The sequence below is a fragment of the Arthrobacter sp. THG-b23 genome (assembly GCF_059091265.1).
Map to the genome: position 1 here is coordinate 80,546 of NZ_JBNHGM010000010.1, position 16,182 is coordinate 96,727.

At 64.3% G+C, this 16,182-nt stretch carries 10 protein-coding genes and 1 tRNA gene; 6 read left to right on the forward strand and 5 right to left on the reverse strand.

The annotated features are described in order from the left end of the window. The first annotated feature begins 198 nt into the window (after positions 1-198). A complete protein-coding gene (locus AC5RVD_RS15460; protein WP_494127410.1) occupies positions 199-1,671 on the forward strand; it encodes a stealth family protein in 1,473 nt (490 codons plus the stop codon). Then, the gene (locus tag AC5RVD_RS15465) at positions 1,671-5,114 is read left to right on the forward strand and encodes a CDP-glycerol glycerophosphotransferase family protein (RefSeq protein WP_494127411.1); all 3,444 of its coding nucleotides are present in this window, start codon (positions 1,671-1,673) and stop codon (positions 5,112-5,114) included. The genes AC5RVD_RS15460 and AC5RVD_RS15465 overlap by 1 nt, the downstream gene beginning before the upstream one ends. On the opposite strand, the gene AC5RVD_RS15470 is transcribed toward AC5RVD_RS15465, so the two are convergent. The 4 genes from AC5RVD_RS15470 to AC5RVD_RS15485 all read right to left on the reverse strand — a co-directional run bounded on the left by AC5RVD_RS15470 (position 5,111) and on the right by AC5RVD_RS15485 (position 11,209). Beyond that, positions 5,111-6,316, reverse strand: a complete 1,206-nt coding sequence (locus AC5RVD_RS15470; protein WP_494127412.1) for a CDP-glycerol glycerophosphotransferase family protein — start codon at positions 6,314-6,316, stop codon at positions 5,111-5,113. The genes AC5RVD_RS15465 and AC5RVD_RS15470 overlap by 4 nt on opposite strands. Before the next feature lie 42 nt (positions 6,317-6,358). After that, a complete protein-coding gene (locus tag AC5RVD_RS15475) occupies positions 6,359-9,166 on the reverse strand; it encodes a GH25 family lysozyme (RefSeq protein ID WP_494127413.1) in 2,808 nt (935 codons plus the stop codon). 803 nt (positions 9,167-9,969) lie between these two features. After that, positions 9,970-10,042, reverse strand: a tRNA-Arg gene (locus AC5RVD_RS15480). A gap of 312 nt (positions 10,043-10,354) precedes the next feature. After that, the gene (locus tag AC5RVD_RS15485; RefSeq protein WP_494127414.1) at positions 10,355-11,209 is read right to left on the reverse strand and encodes a hypothetical protein; all 855 of its coding nucleotides are present in this window, start codon (positions 11,207-11,209) and stop codon (positions 10,355-10,357) included. A gap of 305 nt (positions 11,210-11,514) precedes the next feature. Between AC5RVD_RS15485 and AC5RVD_RS15490 the strand changes: the two genes are divergently transcribed. Then, positions 11,515-12,069 carry a single-stranded DNA-binding protein gene (locus AC5RVD_RS15490; protein ID WP_494127415.1) on the forward strand — a complete coding sequence of 185 codons (555 nt, stop codon included), beginning with the start codon at positions 11,515-11,517 and terminating at the stop codon, positions 12,067-12,069. Between the two features lie 91 nt (positions 12,070-12,160). Beyond that, on the forward strand, positions 12,161-13,843 hold the full coding sequence (ettA, locus tag AC5RVD_RS15495; RefSeq protein ID WP_493999891.1) for an energy-dependent translational throttle protein EttA: 1,683 nt from the start codon (positions 12,161-12,163) through the stop codon (positions 13,841-13,843). Between the two features lie 90 nt (positions 13,844-13,933). Here the strand turns inward: ettA and AC5RVD_RS15500 are convergent, their stop codons facing one another. Then, entirely contained in the window at positions 13,934-14,818 is an 885-nt protein-coding gene (locus tag AC5RVD_RS15500; protein ID WP_494127416.1) for an acyl-CoA thioesterase, read from the reverse strand. A gap of 155 nt (positions 14,819-14,973) precedes the next feature. Between AC5RVD_RS15500 and AC5RVD_RS15505 the strand changes: the two genes are divergently transcribed. Next, on the forward strand, positions 14,974-15,504 hold the full coding sequence (locus tag AC5RVD_RS15505) for an acyl-CoA thioesterase (protein ID WP_494127417.1): 531 nt from the start codon (positions 14,974-14,976) through the stop codon (positions 15,502-15,504). Next, complete coding sequence (locus AC5RVD_RS15510) at positions 15,504-16,178, forward strand: DUF8185 domain-containing protein (protein WP_494127418.1); 675 nt, start codon at positions 15,504-15,506, stop codon at positions 16,176-16,178. The genes AC5RVD_RS15505 and AC5RVD_RS15510 overlap by 1 nt, the downstream gene beginning before the upstream one ends. Positions 16,179-16,182: the final 4 nt, after the last annotated feature.

Here is a 16,182-nt window from a genome sequence, read left to right on the forward strand (position 1 = left end):
GACGCCGAGGCGTACTCTCAACATCAAGTTGCTATCTTCTCGCACCGGTTCGTTTAACCCGAAATGTACCCACCCGAATCAAGAGCGCATTGCTAAGCTGGCGCAAGTCGGGTAGCGAGCAGCGAAGTGCCAGTTGCGAGATGATCAGTCGAGGACGTTCGGGGAAGGCAAGTCATGCGCCTTGGACTTAAAGGCCGTGTGGCCGAAGTTGTTCCGCAGCGTGTGATGCAAGCTGCTTTTCATGCGTTTGCAGGGAGGGCTCCACACCAGCTGCTTCGTTCGCTCACACCTGCACTCTGTCGAGATGATTTGTGCGCCTCGCTTCCCTTATCTGCACGATGCGGCGTCCGCTCCCTCGATCGCTACTCGGCGAGGGATGTGCGTGATGCAACAAGCAGAGTGGTGCTTCAGGCATTGCTAGCAGCGAACATCGATTACCGGGTGTTGCCATCCAACGGCGGCGCGGCAAAGATGGTGGAAATAGCAACCCACCATTGGTCCTCCGCTCTTGCCGCCATTGCGGCGGCGGTCGTCGGCCGCCCCTTTTTGATCAAATCGAACGGGAAATCCATTCCCGTGTCCGGAGACTGTAGTCCCGTGCCATCAATCGTGTTCGAAGCGGTAGGGCATGGAAATAGGGTGTTGGGCGACCACCGTTTGGGCGTCGGGTTGCTGCCTGGTAAGTCTGGCCGCCCTGATATGCCCGAGCTAACTTCGGTTAGTTTTCCCATAGACGTGGTCTACACGTGGGTGGACGGTAAGGACCCGGCGTGGCAGCGCAGCATGGTTCAAGCCATGGCCGCTAGCAGACAGTCGCACAGGAACGTTACTGCCGTTAACGAAGCGCGCTTTTTCTCCCGCAGTGAACTTCGTTATTCACTGAGATCGCTGGATTATTTTGCACCTTGGGTCAACCATGTGTACGTGGTCACGGCGGGGCAGAGGCCACAATGGCTGTCAACGTCTAACGGACGAATCACCGTTGTGGACCACCGAGATGTTTTTACGGATCCCGATGCCTTACCTACGTTCAACTCGCACGCTATCGAGACTCAACTGCACCATATCAGCGGTTTGTGTGAACACTTTCTCTACATGAACGACGACGTATTCTTTGGGCGTCCCGTGGCTCCAGAAATGTTTTTCCATGCGAACGGTCTAACCCAGTTCTTCATGTCGGAGCATACGGTGGAATTCAACCCGCCGTCTCCCGAGGAATTGCCCGTTGATAGCGCGGTAAAAAACAACCGTGCGCTGCTGGAAGCGTATTTTGGGCGAACGATCGAACGGAAGTTTCGCCATGTTGCCCACTCTCAACGCGTGAGCACCTTGTCAAGCTTGGAGGCGGAGTATCCCGAGGAGATGTTGCGTACACAGCGGAGCAAGTTTAGAGACTGGACGGATGTCTCCGTGCCGTCGTCTTTGTCCCACTACTTCGGATTTGCGATTGGTGCGGCTGTTCCAGGAGAAATTTCCTACCGATACTGCGACGTTAATGACCCATCTGCTCAAGCCAAGTTACTGCGCTTGCTGTGGCTAAAAGACGCCGACGTGTTCTGCCTTAATGAAGTCGATAGAACTGGGGCGAACAGCCTAAAGGTGGATTCATTGATTAGTAGCTTCCTTGACGCCTACTTCCCCGTCCCCAGTACCTTTGAAAGCGAAAAGTGATGACACGAGCTTCCGGCGGCCTGCGGGGTGCAGCGTCCGCTGCCCGCAGGGTTGCCTACAGAGGCGGTGGGACGGCGAGGGAGGACTTTCATTCGCTGCGCCTGGAGCAGCGGGGCCCGGTTTTGCGTGCCGGGTTCAGTGTTTCCACCAAACTTCGGCCTGCCTCCCTGTGGAGCAAGAATGCGGGCGGCAACTGGACCAAACTTGCCGACGTAACGGAGGCCCCCGCCGCAGCACGAAGGGAAAGCCGCAGCTACGCCGTCCAGCTTGACTTGGCGGACCTGGCGCGGCCGGCCGCGTCTCTCCCGGAGGGCGAGGACGGTGAAACCCTGGGTCTCTTCGTCCAGTTTCGGGCGGCGGCCAAGGACCTGCCGAGGTTCAGCACCAACATCCTCGACGAGGATCGGGGGTTCCCTGTCCTGACGGAGGCCAGCGGGAAACGGTACGCCGACATTCAATCCGCGATGACCGACGGTTCGTTGGCGCGAGACAAGACCATGACGGCGTGGGCGTCATTCGGACGTTTCGCCGACACAGAAGTTGGTTCACTCCGAAGGGTCGTGGTCCAGGGGAGCACCTTTGAACCCTACATCAACCGGCTCGGACTGCTGTCACTGGCGGCAAACCGGCCGTTGAAGCCGTATAACGCCGTCTACGTCCATCGGTTGGCCGTGCACAGGGGAAGGGTGGACCTGCGGGCAACGCTGGTCACCCGCCATGGCGAGGCTGAAGCAGTGGAGTTGATGCTGCTTGGGCGTGAGAGTGGAGCCCGCTACACTTCAACGGCCGTATTCGTGTTGGATGCCGAGGCGACCCGGCGCAAATACGGGCTCCGTCGATACAAGGTGCATGCCCTCTTGGACTTGCGCGCCGTCCCCAACGAAGAATTAGCGCGCGACGAGATTCTGGATGCCTGGCTCCAAATCCGTGCGGTAGGTGCAACCGAACCGCAGCGCACCCGCGTGGGACGTACCCGATACGTTACGCGTAAACTTAGCCGTCCCGGATGGCAAAAGCGGGGAGACAAAACGCTGGCCATCACGCCCTACTACACCTTCAAAGCCAAAAACACGTCTTTCCACGTCGAACTCATGGATACCGATGCCTTCGAATTCTTGCGGGAGCAGACCCGGAAAAGCCGGCTGCTGGAGGCCCAGACCGACCGCAAGCCAGTCTGGCTTGTGGGGGAGCGTCCCTACAAGGCCCAAGACACCGGACTGCATTTCTTCCGCTACATGCGGCGGGAGCACCCTGAAATCGACGCCTACTACGTGATCGACCCTGCGTCGCCGGACCTCCGCAACCTGGACGGGCTGGACCACGTGGTGAATTACCGCTCCAAGGAACATTTCGAGCTGGCTCTGCGGGCCGAACGGTTCATTGGCTCGCACCATCCCGACTTCCTGTACCCCACGTGGCTCCCGCAGTTTCGCATGGCAGTGGGAGGCGTCAAGGTGTTCCTGCAGCACGGCGTGATGGGTACCAAATGGATGGTCCCGAACTACGGCAAAAAAGCTCCCGGATTCGACACCGACCTGTTCATGGTCAGTTCAGAACGGGAAAAGGAATACATTGTCAGCGACTTTGGCTATCCGCCCAAGGACGTGCTGGTTACCGGCCTGTCGCGGTTTGACGCGCTCTTCGCCGGCGACGTGTCGGTGCGGCCGAACCAGATCCTGATTATTCCGACGTGGCGGGACTGGCTTCAGAACCCGGATCAGTTCGAAGAGTCCGAGTACTTCCAGGAGTGGAACGCGCTGCTCCACGACGAACGACTGCGTGCCCTGGTTGATAAGCACGACGCCGAGGTGATCTTCTGTCTGCATCCGAACATGCAGCAGTTCCGGCACCACTTCTCGGGGGCACCGGCGCGTGTTATCTCGCAGGGCGAGGTGGACGTGCAGTACCTGCTCAAGGAAAGCGCTGTCCTGCTGACCGACTACTCGAGCGTGGGCTTCGACTTCAGTTTCCTTGAGAAACCGGTGCACTACTTCCAGTTTGACCGCGGGCGGTTCCTGGGACCGCAAGGATCCCACCTGGACTTGGATGAGGAATTGCCGGGCGAAATTGCTTTTGCCCGGTCCGCCGTGCTGGATCAGCTGGAGTCCACGCTGCTGCGCGGCTGCACCCCTAGGGCAGCGAGTGTCGCCCGATCCCGCCGTTTCCTGGCCTTCCGGGACACCAATAACTGCCAGCGGATCTTCGAAGCGGTAGCGGAAGCCCGCCCCGCTGAACCCCGGTGGAAAAAAGCCATAGACCCGGAGCTGTTGGAACGGTTGTTTGGCAGGTTCCGACGCAGCCGCTTCTATTTCCCAAGCATGCGGCGGATGTTCGCCTTGGTTTCGAAGACGCCTATGGACACGGACCTGATGGTGTTCGAGTCCGGGCTGGGAAAACAGTATGCCGACAGTCCGCGCTATATCTACGAAGAGCTGCTGCGGCGGGGGGACAGCCGCCGCAAGGTCTGGGTCTACCAAGGGAAGCTACCGGCGTCCGACCCCAATACCACAGTGGTGAAGCGCTTGTCCCCCGGATATTACTGGTATCTGGCCAAGGCGAAATACTGGGTTAATAACCAGAATTTCCCGCACTACCTTCGGCGTCGCAAGGACGGGGTCTTTATCCAGACGTGGCATGGAACGCCACTCAAGAGGATGGTTCACGACTTGGACACCGTCCATGGCCGGGATCCCGGCTATATCTCCCGCGTGGACGCAGCCATCCGGCAGTGGACCACGCTGCTTTCACCCAGCTCCTTTGCTACGGAAGCGTTCAGGAGTGCCTTCCGCTACACGGGCGAGGTTGTGGAGCTGGGGTACCCCCGCAACGACATCCTCGTGCGACCGGACGCCGAGCTGCGTTCCGCCGCCGTCCGGCGGAAACTGGGCATCCCTGAGAGCAAGCGTGTGGTCCTTTACGCTCCGACCTTCCGGGACGACCAGTCGACCGGCACGGGACGGTTCCGGTTCGAATTGCCGTTCGACGTGGAAGCCTTCAAAGACCGCTTCGGTGACGACACCGTGCTGCTGCTGCGCATGCATGTGCTGGTCAGCGACGCCGTGAAGATTCCGGACGAGGCACGCGCCTGCGTCTATGACGTCTCCAAGTTTCCCGAAATCCAGGAACTCTACCTGGCCAGCGACGTCTTGATTACCGACTATTCTTCGGTCTTCTTCGACTACGCCATCCTGCAGCGGCCCATCATCTTCTATGCCTACGACCTGGAAAATTACCGCGACATTCTGCGCGGTTTCTACCTGGACTACAACACCCAACTGCCCGGGCCTGTGACACAGACCGAGGACGAACTGTTCGACGCGATAGATGAGAGCCGTTCGAGTGACCCTGCGCGCGAGCTAAGGCTCAAGAATTTTGTGGCCAAGTACGCACCGCGCGACGACGGCAACGCCGCCGGACGCGTGGTGGACCGCTTGCTGTCTTAGGCCTCCGGCTGTTCCGAGAGGATCTTACCCACCGCGCTGACGAACCGCGCAGTGCTCGCGCCCGGCGCAGTGTCGCCGAAGTAGTGGGCGATTAGCTGCAGTTGGTCGGGGTCGATTCCGCCTGCTGCGGCCTCGGCCAACAGCGCAGGCGTCCGTGCCGCCTCGGACTGGTCAATGAGCCTGGTCTTGGCGGCCACGCCTTGTGCATCGATGTGGGCACCGGGGTCCGCAGGCTTCGTCATGAGCAGGGGTTTCCGGCCCGGAAGCCAATCCAAGGCCATGGCAGAGATATCGCAGATGCACAGGTCCGCTTCCGCCATGGCGGCTGAAAAGTCGGCAGCCGTGTCCACCCGGTGGCCCGCTGGCTCCGCCTTTTCCGCAGAGACGATCATCTTTTCAATTTCGTGCAGGGCGGCACGGTGGGCGGCGAGCCTGCTGCCGGTCCGCGGATGCGGCCGGAAGACCAAGCGGTAGCGGGCATCAGCCAGGATGGAGCCGACAATCTCCCGTCCATGGCTGGCCAGCGAGCCGTACGCCATGGCCGGGCGGTCCCCTTCCCAGGTGGGTGCGTACAGTACGGTGAGGCGTCCGCCGTCGTTCTTAGTTTGCGGCGCAGAAGCGGCGAAGTCCAGTTGCGGCCGTCCCACTTCCACCAGGTGGGACTCATCAAACCGTTGAAGGGCGGTGAGGATGCGTTCCCGGGAGGCAGGGCCCGCGATGAAGGCGAAGTCATAGGCCTTCAGCTGGTTGGAGACCATGGACACTTTGTCGCTCTCCCCGTGGCTCAGGTGCACATGCACTTGGGCCGGCAGGCGGAGAACCGTGAAGTTATCCCGGTTGTTATTGACGTAGAACACCATCCGGACGCCGGCGCGTTCGATGAAAGCCTCCACCTCCGCGATGCCCTTGGTGAGGAACACCGGCAGGGGGGAATCAGGGAGCAGTTTCGCCGCCGTGGCTGGCCGGTGCACCAGAACCGCGACCCGGTGGCGCTCTGCCAGCTTCGCCATGGGAGCCAGCCATTGCCTGACCTGATAGGCGCTGTCCGGGTCGTCAGCGAAGTACAGGACGCAGTCGTACCGGTTGCCGGCGTCCCTGTTGGCGCCGGCCAGCCGGGTTCGCACGCGGCGTTCCGTCAGCACGCTGTTGGCCTCGGTGAGGATCCGGGCGGCGAGAGGCTGAAGGCGGGACGCGATGGGCAACAGTGAATCCTGACGTCGGAGGGGTGGACCTACTTGAACAGCTTAGAGCTTCCCCACGTTGCGCCGTTTGGCCAAACCGTCGTTCGTCATGCCGTTGCCCCGGTACAGCCACATGGCGCCCGCGCCGGTCGTGGCCAGGAGATCCACCTTCTTGTCGGAGGTGGTGTCGCCGGGTCCGAGGATTTGGTTGTACTGTTGCCATCCACCGCTGGCAATCTGCCGCTCGGCGTTGAACCAGGCTGCCGAGGCGTTCTTGGCCGTGCGTCCCTGTCGTAGCCAAAGGGTGCCGTCGGCTTTGGTGGCCACCACGTCGACAGTGCCATTGCCGTCATAGTCGCCGACGCCGACAATCTGCGAGTAGTTCCAGCCCGTGGCGATACGTGTGCGCGAGCCGTGCTGGCCGTTGCCCGGGCCGGCGTACAGCCAAGCCGAGCCGTCAGGGCGGACGCCGAGCAGGTCGTTCTTGCCGTCGCGGTTGACGTCGCCCGTGCCTACCAGTGCCTCGAACTGGTTCCACCCGCGGGTGCCGATCTTCACCCGGCGCTTATAGCCTTCGCTGGATCTGCTGACGGTGCCAGTACCGGCGTAGAACCAGAGGGTTCCGTTGGTCTGCCGGGCCACGAGATCGTTCTTGCCGTCCCGGTTATAGTCGCCGACGCCGACTATGGAGCTGTAGATGTGCCAGCCATGCCCGATCCGTTCGGGCGTGCCAAAGGTTCCCTTGCCGGTACCGCGCACCAGCCACAGGGTGCCGTCCGCCTTACGGCCGATCAAATCACTGTGGCCGTCGCCGGTGAAGTCGCCCGGAGTGACTACGGTGTCGAACTGCTTCCAGGTGCTGCTGACCAGCGTCCTGGCGTTGTAGCCCTTGGAGTCGACCATCTGGGTGCCTTTGTAGAAGCCCAGCGAGCCATCGGGGCTGATGGTTAGGAGATCGTTTTTCTTGTCCCGGTCGTTATCCCACACTCCGAGGATGTCTGCGAAGGACCTCCAGCCCCAACCGATCTTGCGGGCAGCGGCGAAGGTGCGGGCGCCGGTCTTGCCAGTTCCTGCCTGCAACCACAGCGTTCCGTCTGCCTTGGACGCCAGAACGTCCACTCGGCCGTCGCCGGTAAAGTCACGAGTGGCGACGAGTTTCGTATAGCTGCCCCAGCCGCTGGCGATCTGGCTGCGGTTTCCGGGTTTACCGTTGCCGGGGGCCGCGTAGAGCCAGACCGTGCCGTCGGACCGCCGGGCCAGGAGGTCGTTGGTGCCGTCGCGGTTGAGGTCGCCGGGGCCGATGATGTGGGTGAAGCCGTTCCAGCCGCTGCTGCCGATGCGCACGCGTGCCTGGAAGTCGCCGTTACCCTTGCCCTTGTACAGCCACAGCGACCCGTCGGTCTGCCGGGCTAGCAGGTCGTTCAACTTGTCTCCGTTATAGTCCCCGGTCCCGATTAGGAGGTTGTAGATTTGCCAGCCGTCGCCGATTCGGGACGGCGACTTGTAGCCGCCCGAACCGTTGCCGGGGTAGAACCAGAGTGAGCCGTCCGTCCGTCGGGAAAGCAGGTCGCCGTTTCCGTCCCGGTTCAAGTCGCCCGGTGCGGCGTAGCGCTGGGTGCGATCCCACGTGATGGTCCGGTTGCGGGCGAAGTTTTGCAGTTCGGTGTAGGAACCCCGCCACACATTCGAGTCGCCCGAGTAGGGGCCCGTCGAGCTGTACTGCCAAATGTCGTAGGAAGTCCAGCCGGCCGGCAGCCAGGGGGTGCCGGTGGTGTAGTGCGCGACGTGTAGCGGGTGGTTCTTGAAGGCCGTGCTGTTGCCGGTGCACTTGTTCCACCAGTCCGCGGTGGTGTAGATGGCGGGGAGGCGGCCGGTGCGGGCCTTGATGGTGTTCGAGAAGTCCTTGATCCAGTTGACCATCGCCGTCGGGGACATGCCGTAGCAGGTGTTGCCCAGTTCCGGGTAGGGGTTGTATTCGATGTCCAGCAGGGGCGGCAGGGTCTTTCCATCGGCGGACCAGCCGCCGCCGTTGTTCACCATGTAGTCCGCCTGCGCCTTGCCCGACGAGACGTTGGGGATGGCGAAGTGGTATGCGCCGCGAATCATGCCGACGTTGTAGGAACCGGTGTACTGCGACGGGAACAACGGGTTTTTGTACCTCAAGGCCTCGGTTGACTTTACGTAGGCGAACCGCGCCCCGTAGTTCCACTCGGTTTTCCAGTTGACGTTGGGCTGGTGACTGCTGACGTCCATGCCCTGGACCCCGCTGGGCTTCCATCTGGTGCGGCTGAACGAGGGGAGCGCCGCGGGTGCCGCAACGCTGGTGCGTTCGATGTCGAGGACTTCCAGCTGAGCGTCGAGTTCTGCCAGCACTTCCGGCTGTTCCAGTTCCCGCTCACGTTCCCGGCGCTGCTGGAGACCTTGGCCCATGTCGGCGCCGTGTTCGCCCTGCAGGGTCTTCAGGAGCTCAAGGAGTTGTTCCTGGCTGAGCTCCTCGACCGGCACCTCGACGGATTCCGGTTCGTCTTCCGTCAGGGTCGTGTCGCCGGCTTCGGGGGAGGGCTGGGGCGTGGCTTCTTCCGGGGCGACGGCGGGGGAGGAAGGTGGTGTGCCCTCAGCCGGTTGTTCGAGGCCCGGCGTAAGTCGGGTTTCTTCGTCGATCTGCGGCTCATTGCCGGCCGAGTCGCCGGGCGCCAGATCGGAGGGCGAAGGTGACGCCGTTCCCAGGCCGGTGGCCGCGGGGGCCTGCAGCAGGGCGCCGTCGGGTGTCGACGCCTGCGAGTCCGGTGCTGGTTGCTGCAGGTCCTGTGCGGATGCACCGGGGGCCATCAGGAGGCCCAGCGCCATTACGACGGCGGTTGCGCTGGCCAAACGAGCAGTGGCTCGCTGGTTTCGTTTGGGAGAGGCTGCGGGGCTGCGGAAGCTGGGCATGAAATGCTCCGGACAATAGGGCACGAACGGGCCGGGTCAAGAGAGCCGCAACCTCCGGTCAGCAAAGGCGAAGCGTCGGCTCAAGGTAGGTTAAACGTTATCAGCCGCATGGGCAAAACGTTGAGCGAGAGGCTGCGTTTCCATGAAAGTCGACAACTGTTAGCCCGCTGTTACTGTGCGCTGCTGCCTCTCATGCGGCGCGCCGCAAGGCGGGCGGGAGCCGGGGCGCCGGGACTCGGCGGCGGGCGGCGGGTTAGTCTTGGGGCTTTCGGCCGGCTGGTTGGGCAGGTTTTCCCGGAATTTCGAGGTGATAACCGGTGCCCTGCTCACCGGCTAGCAGGCGTTCGAAGGCGAATTTGTACAGCTTGCCCATCAACGCGAAGGTTTGTGGCCCGGGGCCGACTTATCCCTAGCGCCGCTGCTTCCTGCCCGGGTTTTGCAGACAGAAAGCATTGAGCTCCGCGGCCGAAGCAGCGCTGGGCGGTGGGAGTGCGAAGCCGGGCTGGTGGTCCAGGATCCTTGCGATGCGGCCGTGCTCGTCCAGTCCGAGCGGCAGGTCGCAGCCGGTCCGGGCCGAGGTCCTCGATGGCCGCGGGGATTTCACTGGCGTGGAACCGGACGTAGTGCTCCTAAACATCGTTGCGGAAGTAGGCAGAGGCCAGACCGAAAGCCCCCGGGAACCGTGCATCGCGGTGCTGTTGTCCCCATCTTCGTTGCGCGGGCCGAGCCGGCATATCTTGTTGCGCCCCGGACAGGAATCGAACCTGCGACCAAGAGATTAGAAGGCTCCTGCTCTATCCGCTGAGCTACCGAGGCTGGTGGCCGGCTACTGTTCACCCACTTGTCCACTCCAATTTCGGAGTCTCCAAATGTGTCCAGTGAGTGCCCACTCTCGTGGACGTCAATGCGGCCGGTGCTTAGTCTAGCAATTCGTTCAAGGCCGGGCGCGATGGCGGCCGCGGCCGTGCGTCCGTCGTCGCCCAGGGCTACGGCGCAGTGCCCCAGTAGAGAAGGACGTACCGATCTGACCCCGTTCGGTCCTGCCGCCCATAGCCCAGGCTGCGCCGTCGGGCGGGCACAGACTCCCGTAGCCGCGCATCCGGCACCCAGCCCCCGGAAAGGACCTTGCTACTGGTCGGTTCCGGCGTCGGCCCCACCGTCGGCCGCGTTGCCCTGCCCATCTAAACCTTGCTCCGGGATCTCTTCCGGTGCTGGTGTCTGGCTCGGCTCCGGTGCCTGGCTCGGTTCCGGGGCAGGCTCGGTGGTCTGGCTCGGTTCCGGCGCTGGGGCCGGGTCCTGTTCGGTGCCGTTCGATTCGCCATTTCCCGGCTCTTCAGTTTCGGTTGAGCTGTTTCCGCCGACCGCAGGATCGTCCGTGGTCGGAGCGTCGTCGGCCGCACCGTCTTCGGTCTTGGCGGGGTCCTCGTCCTTTTTGGCCGGCGCGTCCGTTTGATCCGCGGCCTCCTGGTTGCCGCCCAGGGTGCCAAGGGTCGTCGTGTGGGGGCTCGAGGCACGGTCGATACCCGTCGTAGACGAGACCAGGCTGGAGATGGGCTGGCTGGTGCCGATTTCCACCGCGGTAATGCCGACCATCGCGATGGCGAAGGCCGCGGCGCTAGCCAGTCCGACCTTGACCCATGTCATCGGGGCGATGGGCTTTCTGGCAGGTTTAGTGGGCGGTTCGATCGCTTCGGACGGGGCGCTGGCGGCCACCTTCTCGACCTCCCGCAGGGCCCCCACACGAGCCTTGGGGATTTTCTTCAGGGCCACAGTGGCGGCCGAACTCAGCGTCCGGGCATAGAGCGCGGCGCCCACGGTGGCGACGACGGAACCGAGTGCGGCGCCGATCAGCGTTCCGGCGACGCCGAGAAAGGACCCCACTACTGCGGAGGTCACCGCGGCCAGCGCCGAGGCGATAGTTTGGGCGCCACTCAGTCCGAGAAAGGGCTTGGGCTTGTCGTCGGCAGCGGAATCGTCAGGCATATTGGTACCTAGTTCGGTCGGAGATTATTACGGATAGGTAACGATACCTGCACGCGGACGGTTCCCGGCACGGCCCGTGCTTGCTTGAGACGCTGCTCACAGACAGGGGCGGGGAGGGGCGTTCCCGGTGTGCCGGGCACGATGCGTCTGCTGCTGTGTCCACGTGGTCCCACCCGTTCTCCACAAGGACACCGTCCGGCGCCGCGGTCCACATGCCGCGCGGACCGCTTCACCGCAGGTGCCGCAGCGGCGAGGCTCGATGGTGTCGGCAGGGCGCCGGCGCTTACAGCGGACGGGAGAAGAGCATGAGCGACTACATTACGGTGCGCGGGACGGTCGGAACCGACGTGCAGCAGCGGCGCACGCACGGCGGTGATGCGGTGGCGGAGTTCCGGCTGGCGTGCTCGGGGGACTGGTTGAACCGGGAGACCGGCGAGTGGGTCAAAGGGCAGACCAACTGGTACACCGTTCAGGCCTTCCGGGGGTTGGCGGAGAACCTGTGGCGCAGCCTGGCCAAGGGCGATCCGGTGGTGGTCAGCGGCAAGCTGAAGCTTCGGCAGTGGTCAACCGAGGACGGGCGGCGCGGCACTGCTCCGGAGATCGACGCCGACACCGTCGGCCACGACCTGCGCCGCGGCTCTGCCTCGTTCACCAAAATCGCTGCGCCGGCAGCGATGCGCGAGGTCGCGGACGCCGGGCAGGGCGGCGCCGACTACCGTGCGATGGCCCTCGCCGGTGCCGGCGTCGAGGACGGGAATCGGGCCGACGGAGAGTTCGGCCTCGAGCCAGGCCTGGGCGGCAGCGGCGGCAACGCCGACGGGGACCGGCAGGAGGAGGCGCAGCTGCCCCGGGCGAGTTGATCGGCTGGTGGAGCCTTGCGGGCTGCCGGGACACGGGGATGCGGTGCGGCAGAATATGTGATCATGCCGCGCAGCGACTAGCCTTGAGGGCATGGCGGAATTCATTTACACGATGTCCAAGGCCCGCAAGGCCGTTGGCGACAAAGTCATTCTGGACGACGTAAGCATGTCGTTCTTCCCCGGCGCCAAGATCGGCGTCGTCGGCCCCAACGGTGCGGGCAAATCCACGATCCTGAAAATCATGGCCGGCCTGGACACCCCGTCCAACGGCGAAGCCAGGCTCAGCCCCGGCTACACGGTCGGCATCCTGCTGCAGGAGCCTCCGCTGAACGAGGAGAAGACGGTCCTGGGCAACGTCCAGGAAGGCGTCGGCGAAATCTACGGCAAGATCCAGCGCTTCAACGAAATCTCGGAAGAGATGGCCAGCCCGGATGCCGACTATGACGCGTTGCTCGAGGAAATGGGCAAGCTGCAGGAGGCCATCGACGCCGCCGACGCCTGGGACATCGACTCCCAGCTCGAGCAGGCCATGGACGCGCTGCGCTGCCCGCCCGGCGACGCCGACGTCACAGTGCTCTCCGGCGGTGAGCGGCGCCGCGTGGCGCTGTGCAAGCTGCTCCTGCAGAAGCCCGACCTGCTGCTGCTCGACGAGCCCACCAACCACCTCGACGCCGAAAGCGTGCTCTGGCTCGAACAGCACCTGAAGTCCTACCCCGGCGCGGTCCTCGCCGTGACCCACGACCGGTACTTCCTCGACCATGTGGCCGAATGGATCGCCGAAGTGGACCGCGGGCACCTCTACCCCTACGAGGGCAACTACTCCACCTACCTGGAGAAGAAGCGCGCCCGGCTCGAAATTCAGGGCAAGAAGGACGCCAAGCAGGCCAAGCGCCTGACCGAGGAACTGGACTGGGTCCGCTCCAACGCCAAGGGGCGCCAGACCAAGTCCAAGGCCCGCCTGGCCCGCTACGAGGAAATGGCTGCCGAGGCCGAGCGCACCCGGAAGCTGGACTTTGAAGAAATTCAGATCCCGCCGGGACCGCGGCTCGGCCAGCTGGTCATCGAGGCCAAGGACCTGTTCAAGGGCTTCGGCGACCGCGAGCTGATCAAGGACCTGTCCTTCTCGCTGCCGCGCAACGGCATCGTTGGCGTGATCGGCCCCAACGGCGTCGGTAAGACGACCCTGTTCAAGACCATCGTCGGACTAGAACCGCTGGACGGCGGGGAGCTGAAGATCGGCGATTCCGTCAAGATCTCGTACGTGGACCAGTCCCGCGGCGGCATCGATCCGAACAAGACCCTCTGGGAGGTCGTCTCCGACGGGCTCGACCACATCCAGGTCGGCCAGGTCGAAATGCCGTCCCGTGCCTACGTCTCCGCGTTCGGCTTCAAGGGCCCGGACCAGCAGAAGAAGGCCGGCGTGCTTTCCGGCGGTGAGCGCAACCGGCTGAACCTGGCGCTGACCCTGAAACAGGGCGGCAACCTGCTGCTGCTCGACGAACCGACCAACGACCTGGACGTCGAAACGCTCTCCAGCCTGGAAAACGCGCTGCTGGAATTCCCCGGCTGCGCCGTGGTGGTCTCGCACGACCGCTGGTTCCTGGACCGGGTGGCCACGCACATCCTGGCCTACGAAGGCACCGAGGAAGAGCCGGCGAACTGGTACTGGTTCGAGGGCAACTTCGACTCCTACGAGCAGAACAAGGTCGAGCGGCTCGGCCCGGACGCGGCCAAGCCGCACCGGGTGACGCACCGCCGCCTGACCCGCGACTAGCAGAGATGAATGGAACGGCCGGGCCCCACAGGGAGCCCGGCCGTTCCATTTGGTCAGCTATCTGGCGCAGGGGAGGCCAGCCACTCCGGCCTACGGAATGCGGATCATGCCTTCCTGGGCGACGGTCGCGACGAGTTCGCCGGCCCGGTTGAAGATTTTCCCGACGGCGAGGCCGCGGGCACCGGAGGCACTGGGGGAGGACTGCACGTAGAGCAGCCAGTCGTCGACCCGTACCGGGCGGTGCCACCACATGGCGTGGTCCAGGCTGGCGACGCTCATGCCCGGAGTAACCCAGCTGACGCCGTGCTGGCGCAGGATGGGTTCCAAGAGCGTGTAGTCGCTGCCGAAGGCCAGCGCGGCCCGGTGCAGGCCCTGGTCGTCGGGCAGCGGCCCTTTGGTCTTCATCCAGACGGCGTTGACCGCCTGCCGTTCGCCCTTGGCCTGCACGTAGAGGGCGTCCTGGACATGGCGGACGTCGAACGGGCGGTGGTAGGCCATGTGCCGGGCTACCGGGTGGTCCACCTTGCCGAGCAGATCCGCGGTGCTCGGCAAGGTTTCCGGGTCCGGGATTCCGTCGGGGAAGTCCTCCTGATGTTCGAGCCCCTCGGCCGGGGCCTGGAACGAGGCGATCATGGACAGGATCGGCACGCCGTTCTGATAGGCATGGGTGCGGCGGGCGGAGAACGAACGGCCGTCGCGCAGTCGTTCGACGCCGAAGGTAATCGGCAGGTCCGCGTCGCCGGCGCGCAGGAAGTACCCGTGCATGGAGTGGATGGGCCGGTCCGGTTCCACGGTCCGCACGGCCGCGATGACGGATTGTGCCAGCACCTGGCCGCCGAAGACCCGGCCGCGCGGCTGCTTTTCGGAAACGCCGACGAAAATCTCCTCGTCCGTGTTCGCGCCGTCGGCATCGGAGAGGTCCAACAGCTCCAGCAACACCGCCGTCGGATCGGCGTGTTCCTCAATGGCGGTCATGTAGTCTCCTTGCCGGTTACCCGCGGGTACGAACACCTCCGACAGTAGTTGGCACCGCTCAACCGCTCAACTCCGAGGCGTCCCGCGTGCGGGAGCACACCAGTGAGTCAGCACGCAGGTTAGTTGCGGCTCCCGCGCTTTGAGAGGATGGCATCATGCCTACCGTTCCGCACGATGCCCCAAGGTTCCCGATCCAGCTGAGGTTCAGCGACATTGATTCCTACGGACACGTGAACAATGTGACCTACCTGGGCTATCTGGAGACGGCCCGGGTGCTGCTGCACCAGCTGCGGCCGGAGCTGCCGGCTACCGCCGGCCACAAGCCGGGTACGACGCTGCGTGAACTCGGTGGCGCCGGAAACCAGACGCTGGTGGGACGGCAGGAAATCGAGTACCGGGTACCGCTGGACTACCGGACCGAACCGGTGCACATAGGCGTCTGGGTGACGAGGATCGGCACTTCGAGCTTCGACCTGGGCTACGCCGTCGTTGACGCCGTCACAGGGGAGACCGCCACCGTGCATGCGCTGGGCGCGTCGACCATGGTGCTGGTTGCTGCCGAGACGGGACGGCCGGTGCCGCTGCCGGACGCGTACCGCGCCGCCTTGCAGCTGTGGGCCGGGCCGCCGGTTCCGTTCCGCAACAGTGCACATGCTGCCGGCACGGATCAGGAGGGCGCACAGTGATGTCCACCGGAACGCCCGTCCTGCAGTTGGCCGATGCCCAGGTTGCGGCGGACTTGAAGACGTTCGTCAGCCGGTCCCGTGCCGCCGGCGACGGCGCCATCCACCTGCAGGCGTTCGGCAGCGTGCTGGCGGCCTACGTGTGCATGATGCGCCCGCGGATTCTGGGCGAGGCGACGCCGACGATCCTGGGGCTGCGGGTCATGCCGCTGTCGGCGCCGGCCGCCGTCGAGGAGACCGTCACGCTGGCCTCGGTCGGAGACCGGCTGGCCAGGATGGGGAACGAGGAAACGGGCCTGGCCCTCCCGCCCACGACTGTGACGGAATCCTGGACGGGTGTGCTGCCGCCGCGTTCCGGGTGGGAACACATCGGCAGCCTGCAGTCCCAGGTGTTGGAGGAGGCTGCCCGGGAGGGCATCCGGGAGATATCCGAGGCCCTGCCGGACAACCCCGGACAGCTCATCGTCAACAACGCGCGCAGCACCGTCTGGAGCCGGCCGCTGTCGGCGGCCGGCGGGCTGCCCGAATCGGCGGAGTTCCCGGCCGGCGCGGCGTTTGCCGCCCTCACGCTGGGCTTCCTCGACGAGAACCCGGCCGCCGTGTACCGGAACGGCCGCTGGCTGCGGCTCAGCACCGGCCGCGGCCACGTGCTGGTGCGCAGCGGCGCCTCGCTGTAACGGA